This is a genomic window from Kosakonia sacchari SP1 (assembly GCF_000300455.3).
Taxonomy (GTDB): domain Bacteria; phylum Pseudomonadota; class Gammaproteobacteria; order Enterobacterales; family Enterobacteriaceae; genus Kosakonia; species Kosakonia sacchari.
In genome coordinates, this window is record NZ_CP007215.2 from 2,376,915 (window position 1) to 2,392,943 (window position 16,029).

Here is a 16,029-nt window from a genome sequence, read left to right on the forward strand (position 1 = left end):
AATGAGCACTGTAGTGAAAGCCTTCGATGAAACCGTCCGCCAGCGTTTTTCTGCCCGCGCATTTCTACCAACGCCGTTAACGGACGAGCAAATTCAGGACGTGTTGCAGGATGCGCAATTTTCCCCGTCTAACTGCAACACGCAGCCGTGGCATGTGCATGTGGTTTCCGGTGCAACGAAAAACCGTCTTGGAAAAAGGATGACGGAAAACGATCTTGAAGGGCGCCAGACGCCGGATTTCACCTTTTCCTATGATGATTTTCACGGCGACTATTTCGAGCGCGCTCATGAGCAAGCGCGGATTTATTACGATGCGATAGGCGTGGCGCGTGAAGATAAAGCGCGGCGCCAGGAGGCTTATCTGCGCAATTATCAGTTTTTTAACGCGCCACATGCGGCTTTCCTGTTTATGCCATCCTTTGGCGACAACATCCGCGTTGCTTCAGATATCGGCATGTACGCACAGAGTTTTTTGCTGTCACTGACGGCGCGCGGGTTTGCCGGAATTCCGCAAACCTTACTGGGTTTTCACGCTGATATGATCCGCGAAGAACTCGGTGTTTCTGCTGATTATCGCCTGCTGTTCGGCATCTCGTTTGGCTATGCCGATATGTCTGCGCCGTCTGCGAAAACACGCATGCCGCGTATTCCCGTTGAGAAAAGTGTGGTGATGCACGGGTAACGTCGCAGATGACCAGAGACGCTAATCGCGAGCGTCTCTGGTCAGTGTTATGCAGCACAAAGCGCGCGGGCGCTTTGTTTCCACTCATCAACCTGATCGGGGTGCAGAAAGGAGAAATAAACGGTGGTGTTATCAGGAAGGATATTTTGCAGCGCCTGCATGCAGTTGGCTTCGCAGGGGCGTAATTCGATATAGACGCTGGTGATCGGCAACTGTTCATCACTATTGCCGGATTTCTCAATGCGTCGTATCGCCGCAATCAGTGCCGCCATTTCACCATGCAATTTTACCCAGTTATTGGTGTAAATATCCGGTGGCATCTCAATACGCATCTGGCTATTGCCAAACGCGTAACGGGAATTACCGCGCAGCGTGTATTCGACGGTGGCACAGCACGATTCCGGGCCAAAACCATCTTGTTTAACCAGCTTCTTTTTGTCTTCCAGCGTACGGCGGACAATCGGGTAACCCGATCGGAGGTTGTAAGGTGTCTGAACGAGGTTAATCATTATTCCTCCCTAAATGCATGAAAAATCGCAGCTCTAATCTAAATTGGACAACAAAAAGCGTAGTGAACGATCCCGGAAATTTCTAGCCAGGATCGCCCGTTGTACCTGAACAATTAGTGCGATTTAAACCCCGCCGCCGACATCAAAAGCCGGAACACCATACTGACCGCAAACAGTGCCAGCACACTGCCTCCCCAGATTAAAAGCATCCACATCAGCCGGTTGAAAAAGGATTGTTTCATCAATGATACCCCTCGCCATGTTGCACCTTGCCGCGAAACACGTAGTAGCTCCACAAGGTATAAACCAGAATAATTGGGATAATCAGCAGGGCGCCGACCAGCATAAAGCCCTGGCTTTGCGGAGGTGCCGCGGCCTGCCACAACGTGATATCCGGCGGAATAATATGCGGCCAGATACTGATGCCAAGGCCGCTAAACCCGAGAAAAATCAGCCCCAGTGTCTGCACAAACGGCAACGTGTGGGAGTCCGGGTTGCCGAGACTGCGCCACAGCCAGGCACTCAGTACCACAACTAACAGTGGCACTGGCGAGAAGAAGTAGAGATTCGGCAAGCTGAACCAGCGATCGGCAATCGCGGAATGCGTCAGCGGTGTCCACAGGCTAATCACGGCAATCACCACTAACATCGCCAGCAACAGTTTTCTCGCGGCTTTGCGCATTTTCCCCTGCAGTGGCGCTTCGCTTTTCATCACCAGCCAGCTCGCGCCGAGCAAGGCATAAGCGATGACCAGCCCAACACCGCAAAACAGATTAAACGGCGTCAGCCAGTCGAGCGCACCGCCGCTAAATGTGCGGCCTGTCACCTGAAAACCGTTAAGCACCGCGCCCACCACCACCCCCTGGGTAAAGGTGGCAAGCAGCGAGCCGGAGATAAACGCTTTATCCCAGAATGGCCGGTGCGCCGGAGTGGCTTTAAAGCGAAACTCAAAGGCCACGCCGCGAAAGATAAGCCCGATCAGCATTAAGGTCAGCGGAATAGTCAGCGCATCGACAATCACTGCATACGCTAGCGGAAACGCGCCGAATAACCCCGCGCCGCCCAGCACCAGCCAGGTCTCGTTGCCATCCCAGACCGGCGCGACACTGTTGACCATCACGTCGCGATCGTGCGCGTCACGCGTGACGGGAAACAGAATGCCGATACCAAGGTCAAAACCGTCCATCACGATATACATCAGCGTGGCGAAGACGATAATGACAAACCAGATTAATGAAAGATCGATGCCCATTATTTATCCTCATCCGCGTCGAGATGTTCACCCACCGCTGAAAGGGGGCGCGCCGGTGTGCCTTGTGTCGCGTGCTCATCACGCTCATCTGGTCCTTTGGTGATAAGCCGCACCATGTAGCTGTAACCCACGCCAAACACGGAACAGTAGACAACAAAGAACGCCAGCAAACTGAGGCTCATTTGCAAGTCGCCATGCGCGGAAACCGCATCAGCCGTGCGCAGCAAGCCATACACCACCCACGGCTGGCGACCCACTTCCGTCGTGACCCAACCGGCAAGAATGGCGATCAAACCTGCCGGCCCCATCCATAGCGCAAAGTATAAAAACGGCCGCGACTGATACAGCCTGTCTTTGAAACGCAGCCACAGCGCCGCCACACCCAGACCAATCATCAGCACGCCAAGCCCGACCATTATGCGAAACGACCAAAACACAATCGGCGAATAGGGACGTTCATCTTTCGGGAAATCTTTTAGCGCCGGGACTTGCTTATCCAGGCTGTGTGTCAGGATCAGGCTCCCGAGCGCCGGGATCGCCACGGCGTAACGCGTGCGCTCCTGCTCCATATCCGGCAGGCCAAAAAGCAGCAGCGGCGTCGCTTCTCCGGGCGGGTTCTCCCAATGGCCCTCAATGGCGGCAATTTTTGCCGGTTGATGTTCAAGTGTATTCAGCCCGTGCATATCGCCGACCATCGCCTGAATCGGCGCAACAACCAGCGCCATCCACATCGCCATAGAAAACATCTTGCGGATAGCGGGTGTGTTATTGCCGCGTAACAGATGCCAGGCGGCAGACGCGCCGACAAACAACGCACTGCTTAAGAATGCTGCAATGGTCATGTGCATCAGCCGGTACGGGAAGGAGGGATTGAAGATAACCTTGAACCAGTCGACCGGAACCACCTGGCCATTTTCGACGATAAAACCCTGCGGTGTGTGCATCCAGCTATTGGACGCGAGGATCCAGAAAGTGGACATAATGGTGCCCAGCGCGACCATACAGGTGGCGAAAAAGTGCAGGCCAGGCCCGACTTTGTTCCAGCCAAACAGCATCACGCCGAGAAAACCCGCTTCAAGGAAGAAGGCGGTCAGCACTTCATAGGTCAGTAATGGTCCGGTAATGCTGCCGGCAAACTGGGAAAAACCGCTCCAGTTGGTGCCGAACTGATACGCCATCACCAGCCCGGACACCACCCCCATACCGAAGTTAACGGCGAAGATCTTCGACCAGAAATGGTACAGCGTGCGCCAGTCCGGGTTGCGGGTTTTAAGCCACAAACCTTCAAGCACTGCCAGGTAACTGGCAAGGCCGATGGTGATTGCCGGAAAAATGATATGAAAAGAAACGGTGAAGGCGAACTGTATTCTCGCCAGATAAAACGCGTCTAAACCAAACATGCACAACCCCAATGTCAATGTTGTGGTGTCAATGTTAATGAGCGCAAGCGTGAACTTGCAGAAACAGATACGGGGAATTTTCGTATAACAGTTCCCTGTAAAGGGTATGGCAGGTTGCTGATTAGTCCAGACGAAGCGGGAACCGGTAACCATAACAGTGCGCATAATGAGCTGTTTTGTATAAACTGATATAGCAAGATGGCGCACCGCGTGCCATGATGTAGGTGTTTTGTTAACACGTGAAAAATCATGAAAAAATACCAGCGCCTGGCGCAGCAAATCGCAGAACAAATTGATCTTGGCGTCTGGCGTCCAGGAGAGAAACTGCCGTCGCTGCGTGAGCAGGTGACCAGTAGCGGGCTGAGCTTTATGACCGTCGGTCATGCTTATCAGTTGCTGGAAAGCCAGGGGCGGGTGATTGCGCGGCCACAGTCTGGCTATTTTGTCGCGCCAGCGCCCGGCTTACCGCGCACGCCGGCGGCTAAGGTTACGCGTGATGAAGCGGTGGACATCAATACCTATATTTTTGACGTGTTACAGGCCAGTTGCGATGCCTCGGTGCTGCCGTTTGGTTCCGCCTTTCCCGACCCTAAACTGTTCCCGATGCCGCAGCTCAATCGGTCGCTGGCAAAGGTGAGCAAAAGCGCCACTGCCATGAGCGTGATAGAAAACCTGCCGCCGGGAAACAGCCAGTTGCGCCACGCCATTGCTAAACGCTATGCCCGCCAGGGGATGAACATTTCGCCGGATGAAATTGTTATCACCGCCGGCGCGCTGGAAGCGCTGAATCTCAGCTTACAGGCGGTAACAGAACCGGGTGACTGGGTGATTATTGAAAGCCCCTGTTTCTACGGCGCGTTGCAGGCGCTGGAGCGGCTCAAGTTAAAAGCGCTATCGGTGCCGACCGATGTAAAAGAGGGCATCGATCTTGATGCGCTGGCGCAGGCATTAACTGACTATCCGGTAAAAGCCTGCTGGCTGATGACCAATGCGCAGAACCCGCTCGGGTTTACATTAAGCGCGGCGAAAAAGGCGCAACTGGTCGCGCTGCTGGCACAACACAACGTCACGCTGATCGAAGACGATGTTTACAGCGAGCTTTATTACGGGCGCGAACAACCGTTACCGGCGAAAGCCTGGGACACGCAAGACATGACGTTGCACTGCTCCTCATTTTCAAAATGTCTGGTCGCCGGGTTTCGCGTCGGCTGGGTCGCTGCCGGACGCCACGCAAGGCGTATTCAGCAATTGCAATTGATGAGCACCTTATCCACCAGTTCGCCGCTGCAACTGGCGCTGGTCGATTACTTATCGACGCATCACTACGACGCCCATTTGCGCCGCCTGCGCAGACAGCTTGCCGAGCGCAAACATCTGGCCTGGCAGGCGCTGCTGCGCCATCTGCCGCCGGACGTGAAAATCTATCGTAATGAGAGCGGCTATTTCTTATGGCTGGAGTTGCCCGCCGGGCTGGATGCCGGTGAACTGAGCCAGCAGGCGCTGGCGCACCATATCAGCATTGCTCCGGGGAAAATGTTTTCGACATCCGACAACTGGCGTGCGTTTTTCCGCTTTAATTGCGCCTGGGTCTGGGGCGATAAAGAGGAACGGGCGGTAATGCAACTGGGTCAATTAATTCGCGAGATGATGAATTAACCGCGCCCGTCTTTCTTATTTTCTGAATAACTTATTCTCCTGTTAAAAATAACGGCGGCGTAAATATGACGTGCGCCGTCATTATTTTCTGCGCTCCCGAACCTGGTATTCATAGGAAATGTGAATAGCAACACAGATTAACGGACGTTCGCTAACCCCTTGTCTATACTCCAAAAGAGCGCGCAATAGCATTTTCATTGTTAACGCAATGCGTCATCTGTCACATCCTTGCGAAATTTCCGACGGGCCACATTCATGCCGTCAGCGCGCCGTCTATTTTTATTAAGGGAGATATATTTACGGCAAGGCTGCCGCACTTTTTCATTGCGACAGGAGTAGAGAATAATGAGCAAGAAATTTGCCCGCAGCAGCCTGTGTGCGCTGGGTCTTACCGTGATGACTGCACACGCCGCCGAGCCAACCGAAGTGGGAAAGGGAGAAGGTCGGCTGGATATTATCGCCTGGCCTGGCTATATCGAGCGCGGTCAGACCGATAAGCAATATGACTGGGTAACCGCCTTTGAAAAAGAGACCGGTTGCGCGGTGAATGTGAAAACCGCCGCCACGTCCGATGAGATGGTGAGCCTGATGGCGAAAGGCGGCTATGACCTGGTAACCGCCTCTGGCGATGCCTCTTTACGCCTGATCATGGGGAAACGCGTCCAGCCGATAAACACCGCGCTTATCCCCAACTGGAAAACGCTTGATCCGAAGCTGGTGAAAGGCGAATGGTTTAACGTTGCGGGGAAAACTTACGGCACGCCGTATCAGTGGGGGCCAAACCTGCTGATGTATAACACCAAAACGTTCCCGACGCCGCCGGATAGCTGGTCGGTGGTCTTTGTGCAGCAAAATCTGCCAGATGGCAAAAGTAATAAAGGGCGCGTGCAGGCCTATGATGGCCCAATTTATATCGCCGACGCCGCGCTGTTCCTGAAAGCCACGCAACCGCAACTGGGTATTGACGATCCGTACCAGCTTACCGAAGCACAGTATCAGGCGGTGCTGAAAACCCTGCGCGATCAGCATCTGCTCATCCACCGCTACTGGCATGACACCACAGTTCAGATGAGTGACTTCAAGAATGAAGGCGTGGTGGCCTCCAGCGCGTGGCCTTATCAGGCCAATGCCCTGAAAGGGGAAAATCAGCCGATTGCCACCGTCTTTCCAAAAGAGGGGGTGACGGGCTGGGCGGATACCACCATGCTGCATGCCGATGCGAAACACCCGAACTGCGCTTATAAATGGATGAACTGGTCGCTGACGCCGAAAGTACAGGGTGATGTGGCGGCGTGGTTTGGTTCGCTGCCGGTGGTGCCGGAAGGGTGCAAAGCCAGTACCTTGCTGGGTGAAAAGGGCTGCGAAACCAACGGCTACAGCTTTTTTGACAAAATCGCCTTCTGGAAAACGCCGGTGGCGCAAGGCGGCAAATATGTGCCTTATAGCCGCTGGACGCAGGATTACATCGCCATTATGGGCGGCCGTTAACCTGCCAGGAGTGCGCTATGACCTATGCGGTAGAATTCCTGGATGTCGCCAGAGTCTATGGTGATGTCCGGGCGGTTGACGGCGTAACGTTCGCCGTCAACGACGGGGAGTTTTTCTCCATGCTGGGGCCGTCCGGCTCCGGCAAAACCACCTGCCTGCGGCTGATTGCCGGGTTTGAGCAGCTCAGCGGCGGTGCCATTCGTATTTTTGGCCGCGAAGCCAGCGAGCTGCCGCCCTGGGAGCGGGACGTGAATACCGTCTTTCAGGATTACGCGCTGTTTCCGCACATGTCCGTTCTCGATAACGTCGCCTACGGGTTGATGGTGAAAGGCGTGGACAAAAAACAGCGCCATGCCCGCGCTCGTGAGGCGCTGGAGAAAGTGGCGCTCGGTTTTGTGCACGCGCGTAAACCCTCGCAACTTTCCGGCGGTCAGCGGCAACGCGTTGCCATCGCCCGCGCTCTGGTAAATGAACCCAGAGTGTTATTACTCGATGAACCCCTGGGCGCACTGGATCTAAAGCTGCGCGAACAGATGCAGCTGGAGCTGAAAAAGCTGCAACAGGATCTCGGCATCACCTTTATTTTTGTCACCCACGATCAGGGCGAAGCCTTGTCGATGTCCGACCGCGTGGCGGTGTTCAATAATGGCCGTATTGAGCAAATCGATACGCCGCGCGAACTTTACCTGCGTCCGCGCACGCCGTTTGTCGCCGGGTTTGTCGGCACGTCTAATGTGTTTGATGCGGCGCTTGCGGAAAAACTCTGCGGCATGAACGGGGTTTACTCGCTGCGACCGGAACATATTCGCCTGAATACGCCGGGGGAAATCGAAGCCAGCGCGGTGGTGCAAACGGTGCAATATCAGGGCGCATCGACCCGTTTTGAACTGGCGCTGGCGCAGGGGGAAAAGTTGCTGGTCAGCCAGGCGAACCTCTCCGATGCGTTACTGCCGGAAACGCTGGCACCGGGCCAATCGGTGCGGGTTTCCTGGTCGCGCGAGGCGATGGTGCCGTTACAGGGAGCGGGGTGAGATGGTCATGAGCATTGCGCAACGTTCGCCACGCCGCGTCAATCTTAGCGCTGTCTTCTGGCGCAAACCGGTGTACGGGCTGCTTTTGCTGCTGCTCGGCCCGCTGATGTGGTTTGGCATTGTCTATTTAGGTTCACTGCTCACGTTGTTGTGGCAGGGGTTTTACACCTTCGATGATTTCACCATGTCGGTTGCCCCGGATTTGACATTCGCCAACCTGCTGGCGCTGTTTAACCCGGCTAATTACGACATCATTCTTCGTACACTGATAATGGCGATGTGTGTGACGGTGGCGAGCGCCATTCTCGCTTTTCCGATGGCGTGGTATATGGCCCGTTATGCACAGGGCAAATGGAAAGCGTTCTTTTATATCGCGGTGATGCTACCGATGTGGGCGAGCTACATCGTTAAAGCCTACGCCTGGACGTTGCTGCTGGCGAGAGATGGTGTTGCGCAGTGGTTTTTAAGCCATCTGGGGCTGGAGCCGCTACTCGCTGCGTTTTTGACGTTGCCCGCCGTGGGCGGTAATACGCTTTCCACTTCCGGGCTGGGGCGGTTTCTGGTGTTCGTCTATATCTGGCTGCCGTTTATGATTTTGCCGATTCAGGCGGCGCTCGAGCGCTTACCGCCATCGCTGCTGCAAGCCTCAGCCGATCTAGGCGCGCATCCGCGTCAGACCTTTCGTTATGTGGTGTTACCGCTGGCAATACCGGGCGTGGCGGCGGGTTCAATATTTACCTTTTCGCTGACGCTCGGGGATTTTATCGTGCCGCAGCTCGTCGGGCCGCCGGGTTATTTCATTGGCAATATGGTTTATTCGCAGCAAGGAGCAATTGGTAACATGCCGATGGCCGCCGCGTTTACGCTTGTGCCGATGGTGTTGATCGCCCTTTATCTGGCGTTTGTAAAACGCCTGGGAGCGTTTGATGCACTCTGAACGCGCACCGTTTTTGCTCAAAGTCGCCACGTGGGGCGGCGTCATTTTTTTGCACTTTCCGCTTTTGATCATCGCCATCTATGCTTTCAATACCGAGGACGCCGCATTCAGCTTTCCGCCGCAGGGCTTTACGCTGCGCTGGTTTAGCGTGGCGGCGGCGAGGGGAGATATTCTTGATGCGGTGACACTGTCATTACAAATCGCGGCGCTGGCGACGGTCATTGCACTGGTTCTTGGCACACTTGCTGCAATGGCCTTATGGCGCAGCGAGTTTTTCGGTAAAAACGCCATTTCCTTACTGCTGCTGTTGCCGATTGCCTTACCGGGAATTATCACCGGGCTTGCGCTGTTGACCGCGTTTAAAACGGTCAATCTGGAGCCGGGCTTTTTCACCATTGTCGTGGGGCATGCCACGTTCTGCGTGGTGGTGGTGTTTAACAACGTGATTGCCAGGTTTCGGCGAACCTCCTGGAGCCTGGTCGAAGCATCGATGGATTTGGGCGCGAACGGCTGGCAAACCTTCCGTTATGTGGTGTTACCCAACCTGGGTTCGGCGCTCCTGGCGGGTGGCATGCTGGCGTTTGCGTTGTCATTTGACGAAATCATTGTCACCACCTTTACCGCAGGTCATGAGCGTACGCTGCCGCTGTGGTTGCTCAACCAGTTGGGGCGTCCGCGCGATGTGCCCGTCACCAACGTTGTGGCGTTACTGGTGATGCTGGTAACGATGATTCCGATTCTGGGGGCCTGGTGGCTGACCCGTGATACCGACACGATTGCCGGAACCGGCAAATAACTGACCACGCTGAAAGGACAGAACTATGCAACATCAACTATTTATCAATGGAGTACTGGTTAACGGCGAAGGCGAGAAGCAGCCTGTTTATAACCCGGCTACCGGTGACGTGTTGCTGGAGATCGCCGAAGCGTCTGCCGCGCAAGTCGACGCCGCCGTGCAGGCTGCCGATCGCGCGTTTGCCAGTTGGGGACAAACTACACCGAAGGCACGCGCCGAGTGCCTGCTGCAACTGGCACAGATGATTGAAGATAATGCGGAAACCTTCGCCCGGCTGGAGTCACTGAACTGCGGTAAACCCTTTCATTGCGTACTGAATGACGAAATTCCGGCGGTAGTGGATGTGTTCCGCTTCTTCGCTGGCGCAGCGCGTTGCCTGAATGGGCTGGCGGCAGGTGAATACCTGGAAGGGCATACTTCAATGATCCGCCGCGATCCGCTGGGCGTCGTTGCCTCTATTGCGCCATGGAACTACCCGCTGATGATGGCGGCCTGGAAGCTCGGCCCGGCGCTGGCGGCGGGCAACTGCGTGGTGATCAAGCCGTCGGAAATTACGCCTCTCACCGCGTTAAAACTGGCGGAACTGGCGAAAGATATCTTCCCGGCAGGTGTGCTGAATGTGTTGTTCGGGCGCGGCAGCACCGTCGGCGATCCGCTGACTGGTCATGAAAAAGTGCGCATGGTTTCCCTGACAGGCTCGATTGCTACAGGTGAACACATTATTGGCCATACCGCCTCGTCGATTAAGCGCACCCACATGGAACTCGGCGGCAAAGCGCCGGTGATCGTGTTTGATGATGCGGATCTCGATGCGGTGGTGGAAGGGGTGCGCACTTTCGGTTTTTACAATGCCGGGCAGGATTGCACCGCCGCATGTCGTATCTACGCGCAAAAAGACATTTATGACGCGCTGGTGGAAAAACTGGGTGCGGCGGTGGCCAGCCTGAAAATGGGTGCGCCGGACGATGAATCCACCGAACTTGGGCCGCTCAGTTCCGCAGCGCATCTGGCGCGAGTTAGCAAGGCGGTCGATGAGGCCAAAGCGCTCAGCCATATTCGCGTGGTGACCGGCGGTAAAAGACATGAAGGCACTGGCTATTATTATCCGCCAACGCTGCTGGCAGGGGCAAAACAGGAGGATGCCATTGTACAGCGGGAAGTGTTTGGCCCGGTGGTGAGCGTCACGGTGTTTGATGATGAGGAGCAGGTGCTGGGCTGGGCCAATGATTCGCAATATGGGCTGGCGTCATCGGTGTGGACCAAAGATGTGGGGCGCGCGCATCGCCTGAGTGCGCGTCTGCAATATGGCTGCACCTGGGTAAATACGCATTTTATGTTAGTGAGCGAAATGCCGCACGGCGGACAGAAACTCTCAGGCTACGGCAAAGATATGTCGCTCTACGGCCTGGAAGATTACACCGTCGTACGTCATGTGATGATCAAACATTAATCCGCTAATAAACGCCACGGACGGCGTTTATCGCATTTATTTCCTTATGAAACATGAGGTAAATCGCATAGCAAATTAAGTGTGTTGTTATTAATGAAAAACTGGTTTAATAATAGCCAGCCATCAGCGGAGTGGCGAAATAAAAACATTTAAATAAGACCGCACACAGACATTGCCCTATTGGTTGTCATATGAATGTCATCAACGCGAAAAATGGCAGTCATTGCCTTGGGTGAGAATGTCTGGCTTTTAAAAAAATCAGGCAAGGAAAATAGAGTAATGAGTAAAATCGTAGTCGTGCTCGTACCAGGGGGCGCGTCTGAATTTTTGACCGTTGAAGATGGCGAAACCTCCGTACAATGGGCGATAACGGGGCTCGATGGCGGGGCGGCAAGCGCCCGGATGCCAATCGAAACCTACTATTGCGAAGGGGAAGAGTTTTATTTTGCCCGCGTTGAAAGTCCCTCGGGTAATGAAACAGCACTCTCCATGCGGAATTAAAAAATAAGGGCTCATCTGAGCCCTTATTTATTTAACAATGCAATTAATTTGCAGGCTTACCTTTTCAGGAACACCTCATTTTCGCGCGGTGCCCAATCTTTCTCTGAAAAATCATATGTCGAGAAGGGCTCATCTTTTACGCCCTGCGAACGCAGAACGGCGCGCACTTCCGCTGGCAGCGTTTCCTCGCGGAATAACTCCGCCAGCACGAACATGGCATCAATAAACGAGAGTTGTTTTACTTCAAAGGGTTTCCAGCCGGTGCGTTTGAATATTAAATGATAAAGCGCCTCTTCACCGGCAAGCGGAACGAAACTGCTGGCGTACTTTTCCCGGTGGCGAGAGAGCAACACTTCAAGGACGAATATCTGCGCGATGCGCTGCCGGGCCGCATTGCCCCGGGCGGTATCAGTGGTCATATCGACGTGCGTTATGTCATTGTTTTCACGCACCCGAACTTCTATGGCTTGCCACAGGTCGTCATATTTCTGCATAACCTTACCTTGTTTCATCTGATGTCTGCCTTGCCGGTAGACAATATCAGAGATGATCCCAGCTCGCCAAACTTCCCGGCGTTATTTAACGGCCGTAATAACGCATAAGTTAATCCTTAAGGTAAATTGAAAGATATGTCGTTTCATTGCTGTTAAGGTATCACGCTGATGCAACGCAATGCTTTTGCAGCAAGAAGGGAACAGGACACTCAGGGCAGCCCGGATTAACCGTCTTTTATTATTAATAACGTCAGCGTCAGCTATAAAGCGACAATATGCAGCTCAACCCGTGTTGTCAGATGCCGCTATTTACTGGGTGCTTAGATGCAATAAACATCGTTTAAAAGCATTGCAGCATCTCTCTTATACCGCCCGTGCCGATAATGGTGAGTGCTGTCAGACTTTTTTCCATTTTGTTATTGTCAGGCAACACGAAAACATCAGCGACCAAAGCAGAAAGAGAATGAATACTATCTGCAATCAACCTCCTGTGATGCGCAAATATTCCAGTAAGCATCTACATAAACGATCAAATAAATTTGAAGCCCACGGCAGGTGATTTTTCAGGTCAATGCTGAACGTTACTGACACCCATTATCATTACGCATATCGATGCGCCGTGAAATAAAAAGTAGATTTGAGATTATACTCATGCGGTCTTAATGTGACGTTAAGGCTGAAAGAATAAATTATCGAGTAACGCAGCTTTTTTAATATTAGTAATGTTTGAATTATCAATTATTGATTAAAAGGAAAACCGGACAATGCACCTGGAACGACACAGTATCGGAGCAGTGGGATGGTTAAGGGCGGCAGTGCTGGGGGCAAATGACGGTATCGTGTCTACAGCGAGTCTCGTCCTCGGCATTGCCTCGGCGGGTACCCCATCATCAGGTATTTTGTTGGCGGGGATCGCCGGGCTTGTCGCGGGCGCAATGTCGATGGCAACAGGAGAATATGTCTCCGTTTCCTCCCAGACGGATACAGAAAACGCGGCTCTCGCGCAAGAGAAAAAGGAACTGGTTGACGATTACGAGGGCGAAGTGCTGGAGCTTACTTCGTTGTACATTCAGCGGGGGCTTGAGCCTCTTCTTGCTCACCAGGTCGCACAGCAACTTATGGCAAAGGATGCGCTGGACGCACATGCCCGTGAGGAGTTGGGACTGACGGAAACGAATTCAGCACAGCCTCTGCAGGCGGCTATTTTCTCAGCGCTGAGTTTTTCTGCGGGTGCAGTGTTGCCGTTGATTGTTGCATGGTTAGCGCCCGCAACACTGGTTTTTCCCTTCGTCATCCTTTCAACACTATGTTCACTCACTCTCCTTGGCTATATCTCATCGATTGTGGGCAAAGCGCCACCTCTGAAAGCGATACTCAGAATCACGTTCTGGAGTGCCATGGCAATGGCTGTCTCGATGGGCGCCGGCACACTCGCCGGCCATGTACTGGCTTAGAAGATCGTTTAATTCTCAGGAAAGTTAAAAATGAAAAAATATTCGGGTAGTCAGATAGCGCTACACTGGCTGGTTTTACTGCTGATTGCGATAACGTACGCAGCGATGGAATTTAAGGGTATTTTCCCTAAAGAGTCTGCAGGACGTTACTGGATGGCTATTACTCATTACACTTGTGGCGTTACTGTATTTATTCTGATGCTGGTCAGAATGATATTCAGGTTTCTCACGCCGGAACCACCGGTAGTTCCACCGTTGCCGCAATGGCAGAAACTCAGCGCTACCGTTGTACATTTTATTTTATATGCGCTTTTTATCGTACTTCCTCTTCTTGGCGTAGTTTCGCTCTATTTTGGGCAAAAAGAGTGGGTTTTCCTGTTTATTAATATGCCAGTAGCAGCGGTTCAAAATACTTTTTTACAACACAATCTGAAGGAAATTCATGAGTTACTGGCTAACACCGGTTATTTCATCGTTGGTATACATGCAGCGGCAGCCCTGATGCATCACTATATCTGGCGGGATAACACGTTAAAAAGAATGATGCCGGGGAAATTTCAGGATTAAGCAGGTGTCACGAAATTTATAATTTGAACAGAGCGGAACGCTGGTAACACGCAAAACTCACTCTGCTGTTGAGCACCTATCCAGGATGGAGCAGAGGCTGACATATCCTTAACTGGCGGCGTCATGTCGCCAGTTCTCTGTACGGCAACCTTGCTGAATCTTATCAGCAGCGTTGAGTCGGTCTTGTCTATTTTTCTCCGCAACAATTTAGCAGTGCCAATCGCCTTAATACGGGCAAGATTGACCATGCTTACCTTTTTTCTTCATAACGGCATGTCGCCAGATATTGCCAGCCTGCTTTGTCCCGAAACGTTCTTTCACTGATAAATCATCATTCTGCTCTGTTTACAACCCGGTTGTGGCACAGCGGTGTGAATCGTATCAGCAGGTCTAAGGCAAGAGGAATTTTTCGCTCTATCAGCAGGTTAAATCAAAGCTGGCGGCTACATCTTTCGTGGTAATCCTTAATCGACTTGATATATATCAATAAAAAGAGCATATTGCGTTCGTTTTGTTATTTCTGGGTTAATGTTTGTTATGTCGTTATACCAAAAAATGTTGGTTTTCTACTTTGTTATGGCGCTGATTTGCGCGCTGATTACCTGGTTTCTTTCTCACGACAGTAAACGTATTCGCCTGCTGAGCGCGTTTTTAGTGGGGTCGACATGGCCCATGAGCTTCCCGGTTGCGCTGTTATTTTCCATATTCTAAATTTTGCCAGCAAAGCGTGACGGCGAAAGCGATAACGCCTTGAAAATTAGTGCAACATGTTAGGCGGATGTTTTACCTAAGGACAGGAGACAGACGTTGGAACTTTACACCAAACTGCTTATTTTCTACGTTGTCATGGCGGTGTTATGCGCCGTGGCAACCTGGTTTCTCGCCAAAGATAGCCGCAAAATCCGCCTGCTCAGCGCTTTGTTAGTCGGCGCGACCTGGCCCATCAGTTTTCCCGTCGCATTACTTTTTTCTCTCTTTTAGTCGTGTCCTTGCCATAATGCTGTGATACTGTATATAAAACCAGTATTGTAGCAGAGAGGGCAGTTATGGACAGTCTCTATTCACTCCACGCGCAGGGGCAGGTGCGCTGGCACGCGTTACCAGGCAAAGGCGACCCGGTCGTTTTTATTCATGGCCTGGGCTGCGCGTCTTCGTACGAATACCCGCGTATCGTCGCCGATCCGGCGTTTGCTGGCAGGTGCGCCATTCTTATCGATTTGCCAGGCTACGGTTACAGTGAACGTCCGGCGAGCTTCTCTTATCGCACCAGCGATCAGGCGCAAGTGGTGATTGAACTGCTGGATCATCTTGGGCTCGATGCCTTCTGGTTATACGGCCACAGTATGGGCGGCAGTATCGCGATTGAAGTCGCTTCGCGTATCCCGCAGCGTGTCAATGCGCTGGCGGTATCTGAACCTAATTTCCACGCCGGTGGCGGGGCGTTTAGCCGCATTATCGCGGCCCTGGATGAGGCCGATTTTGTCACCTGCGGCTACGCGGCAATGCTGGCGCAGGAAAAAACCGCCTGGGCCGGAAGCCTGCAAAGCAGCGCGTCCTGGGCGGTGTGGCGCGGCGCGAAAAGCCTGGTTGATGGTATAGAGCCGTCGTGGATGTCGTTATTTGCCCGGTTTCCGCGCCCCAAGACGCTGATTTTTGGCGAGCTGTCACTACCGGACAACGATGCCGACAGTGTGCTGCGACAAGGGATTGAGCTGCGCATTATTCCGCGTGCCGGTCATTCCATGTCTGACGAACAGCCAGCCTTGCTGGCGCAGACGTTAGCGGCATTTATTGCAGAGCATGAGTAAAAAG

General features: G+C 53.1%; 18 protein-coding genes. 13 read left to right on the forward strand and 5 right to left on the reverse strand.

All coding sequences use genetic code 11. The features are described from left to right. Nucleotide 1: 1 nt before the first annotated feature. Complete coding sequence (locus C813_RS34270) at nt 2–682, forward strand: nitroreductase (protein WP_017456848.1); 681 nt, start codon at nt 2–4, stop codon at nt 680–682. 47 nt (nt 683–729) lie between these two features. On the opposite strand, the gene C813_RS34275 is transcribed toward C813_RS34270, so the two are convergent. The 4 genes from C813_RS34275 to C813_RS34290 all read right to left on the reverse strand — a co-directional run bounded on the left by C813_RS34275 (nt 730) and on the right by C813_RS34290 (nt 3,843). Then, nucleotides 730–1,191 (reverse strand): hypothetical protein, encoded by a 462-nt coding sequence (locus tag C813_RS34275; protein ID WP_017456849.1) that lies wholly within the window; start codon nt 1,189–1,191, stop codon nt 730–732. A 113-nt stretch (nt 1,192–1,304) separates the two neighbouring features. Next, nucleotides 1,305–1,433: a DUF2474 domain-containing protein gene (locus tag C813_RS34280; RefSeq protein ID WP_017456850.1), complete on the reverse strand. Its 129-nt coding sequence runs from the start codon at nt 1,431–1,433 to the stop codon at nt 1,305–1,307. Continuing rightward, nucleotides 1,433–2,443 (reverse strand): cytochrome d ubiquinol oxidase subunit II, encoded by a 1,011-nt coding sequence (gene cydB / locus C813_RS34285; RefSeq protein WP_017456851.1) that lies wholly within the window; start codon nt 2,441–2,443, stop codon nt 1,433–1,435. Before cydB ends, C813_RS34280 begins: the two co-directional genes overlap by 1 nt. Next, nucleotides 2,443–3,843 (reverse strand): cytochrome ubiquinol oxidase subunit I, encoded by a 1,401-nt coding sequence (locus tag C813_RS34290; protein ID WP_017456852.1) that lies wholly within the window; start codon nt 3,841–3,843, stop codon nt 2,443–2,445. The genes cydB and C813_RS34290 overlap by 1 nt, the downstream gene beginning before the upstream one ends. Nucleotides 3,844–4,092: 249 nt before the next feature. Here C813_RS34290 and C813_RS34295 point away from each other — a divergent pair, with 249 nt between their 5' ends. The 7 genes from C813_RS34295 (at nt 4,093) to C813_RS34325 (ending at nt 11,702) form a co-directional block, all read left to right on the forward strand. After that, entirely contained in the window at nt 4,093–5,499 is a 1,407-nt protein-coding gene (locus tag C813_RS34295) for an aminotransferase-like domain-containing protein (protein ID WP_017456853.1), read from the forward strand. A 345-nt stretch (nt 5,500–5,844) separates the two neighbouring features. After that, nucleotides 5,845–6,987, forward strand: a complete 1,143-nt coding sequence (ydcS, locus tag C813_RS34300; RefSeq protein ID WP_017456854.1) for a putative ABC transporter substrate-binding protein YdcS — start codon at nt 5,845–5,847, stop codon at nt 6,985–6,987. Between the two features lie 17 nt (nt 6,988–7,004). Next, nucleotides 7,005–8,018 (forward strand): ABC transporter ATP-binding protein, encoded by a 1,014-nt coding sequence (locus C813_RS34305; RefSeq protein ID WP_017456855.1) that lies wholly within the window; start codon nt 7,005–7,007, stop codon nt 8,016–8,018. A gap of 7 nt (nt 8,019–8,025) precedes the next feature. Next, a complete protein-coding gene (locus tag C813_RS34310; RefSeq protein ID WP_407656248.1) occupies nt 8,026–8,955 on the forward strand; it encodes an ABC transporter permease in 930 nt (309 codons plus the stop codon). Next, entirely contained in the window at nt 8,945–9,751 is an 807-nt protein-coding gene (locus C813_RS34315) for an ABC transporter permease (RefSeq protein WP_017456857.1), read from the forward strand. The genes C813_RS34310 and C813_RS34315 overlap by 11 nt, the downstream gene beginning before the upstream one ends. Before the next feature lie 25 nt (nt 9,752–9,776). Then, complete coding sequence (gene patD / locus C813_RS34320; RefSeq protein WP_017456858.1) at nt 9,777–11,201, forward strand: aminobutyraldehyde dehydrogenase; 1,425 nt, start codon at nt 9,777–9,779, stop codon at nt 11,199–11,201. Nucleotides 11,202–11,414: 213 nt separating this feature from the next. Beyond that, nucleotides 11,415–11,702: a hypothetical protein gene (locus C813_RS34325; RefSeq protein ID WP_238593052.1), complete on the forward strand. Its 288-nt coding sequence runs from the start codon at nt 11,415–11,417 to the stop codon at nt 11,700–11,702. 56 nt (nt 11,703–11,758) lie between these two features. Here C813_RS34325 and C813_RS34330 read toward each other — a convergent pair whose 3' ends face one another. Next, entirely contained in the window at nt 11,759–12,214 is a 456-nt protein-coding gene (locus C813_RS34330) for an ECs1072 family phage-associated protein (protein WP_017456860.1), read from the reverse strand. Nucleotides 12,215–12,960: 746 nt separating this feature from the next. On the opposite strand from C813_RS34330, the gene C813_RS34335 reads away from it, so the two are divergent. The 5 genes from C813_RS34335 to C813_RS34360 all read left to right on the forward strand — a co-directional run bounded on the left by C813_RS34335 (nt 12,961) and on the right by C813_RS34360 (nt 16,025). Then, nucleotides 12,961–13,650, forward strand: a complete 690-nt coding sequence (locus tag C813_RS34335; RefSeq protein ID WP_017456861.1) for a VIT1/CCC1 transporter family protein — start codon at nt 12,961–12,963, stop codon at nt 13,648–13,650. Between the two features lie 30 nt (nt 13,651–13,680). After that, nucleotides 13,681–14,217: a cytochrome b561 gene (cybB, locus tag C813_RS34340; protein ID WP_017456862.1), complete on the forward strand. Its 537-nt coding sequence runs from the start codon at nt 13,681–13,683 to the stop codon at nt 14,215–14,217. A 537-nt stretch (nt 14,218–14,754) separates the two neighbouring features. Beyond that, on the forward strand, nt 14,755–14,928 hold the full coding sequence (locus C813_RS34350) for a GhoT/OrtT family toxin (protein WP_065370610.1): 174 nt from the start codon (nt 14,755–14,757) through the stop codon (nt 14,926–14,928). Nucleotides 14,929–15,024: 96 nt separating this feature from the next. Further along, entirely contained in the window at nt 15,025–15,198 is a 174-nt protein-coding gene (locus tag C813_RS34355; protein WP_017456865.1) for a GhoT/OrtT family toxin, read from the forward strand. A gap of 65 nt (nt 15,199–15,263) precedes the next feature. After that, a complete protein-coding gene (locus C813_RS34360) occupies nt 15,264–16,025 on the forward strand; it encodes an alpha/beta fold hydrolase (RefSeq protein WP_017456866.1) in 762 nt (253 codons plus the stop codon). Nucleotides 16,026–16,029 lie beyond the last annotated feature (4 nt).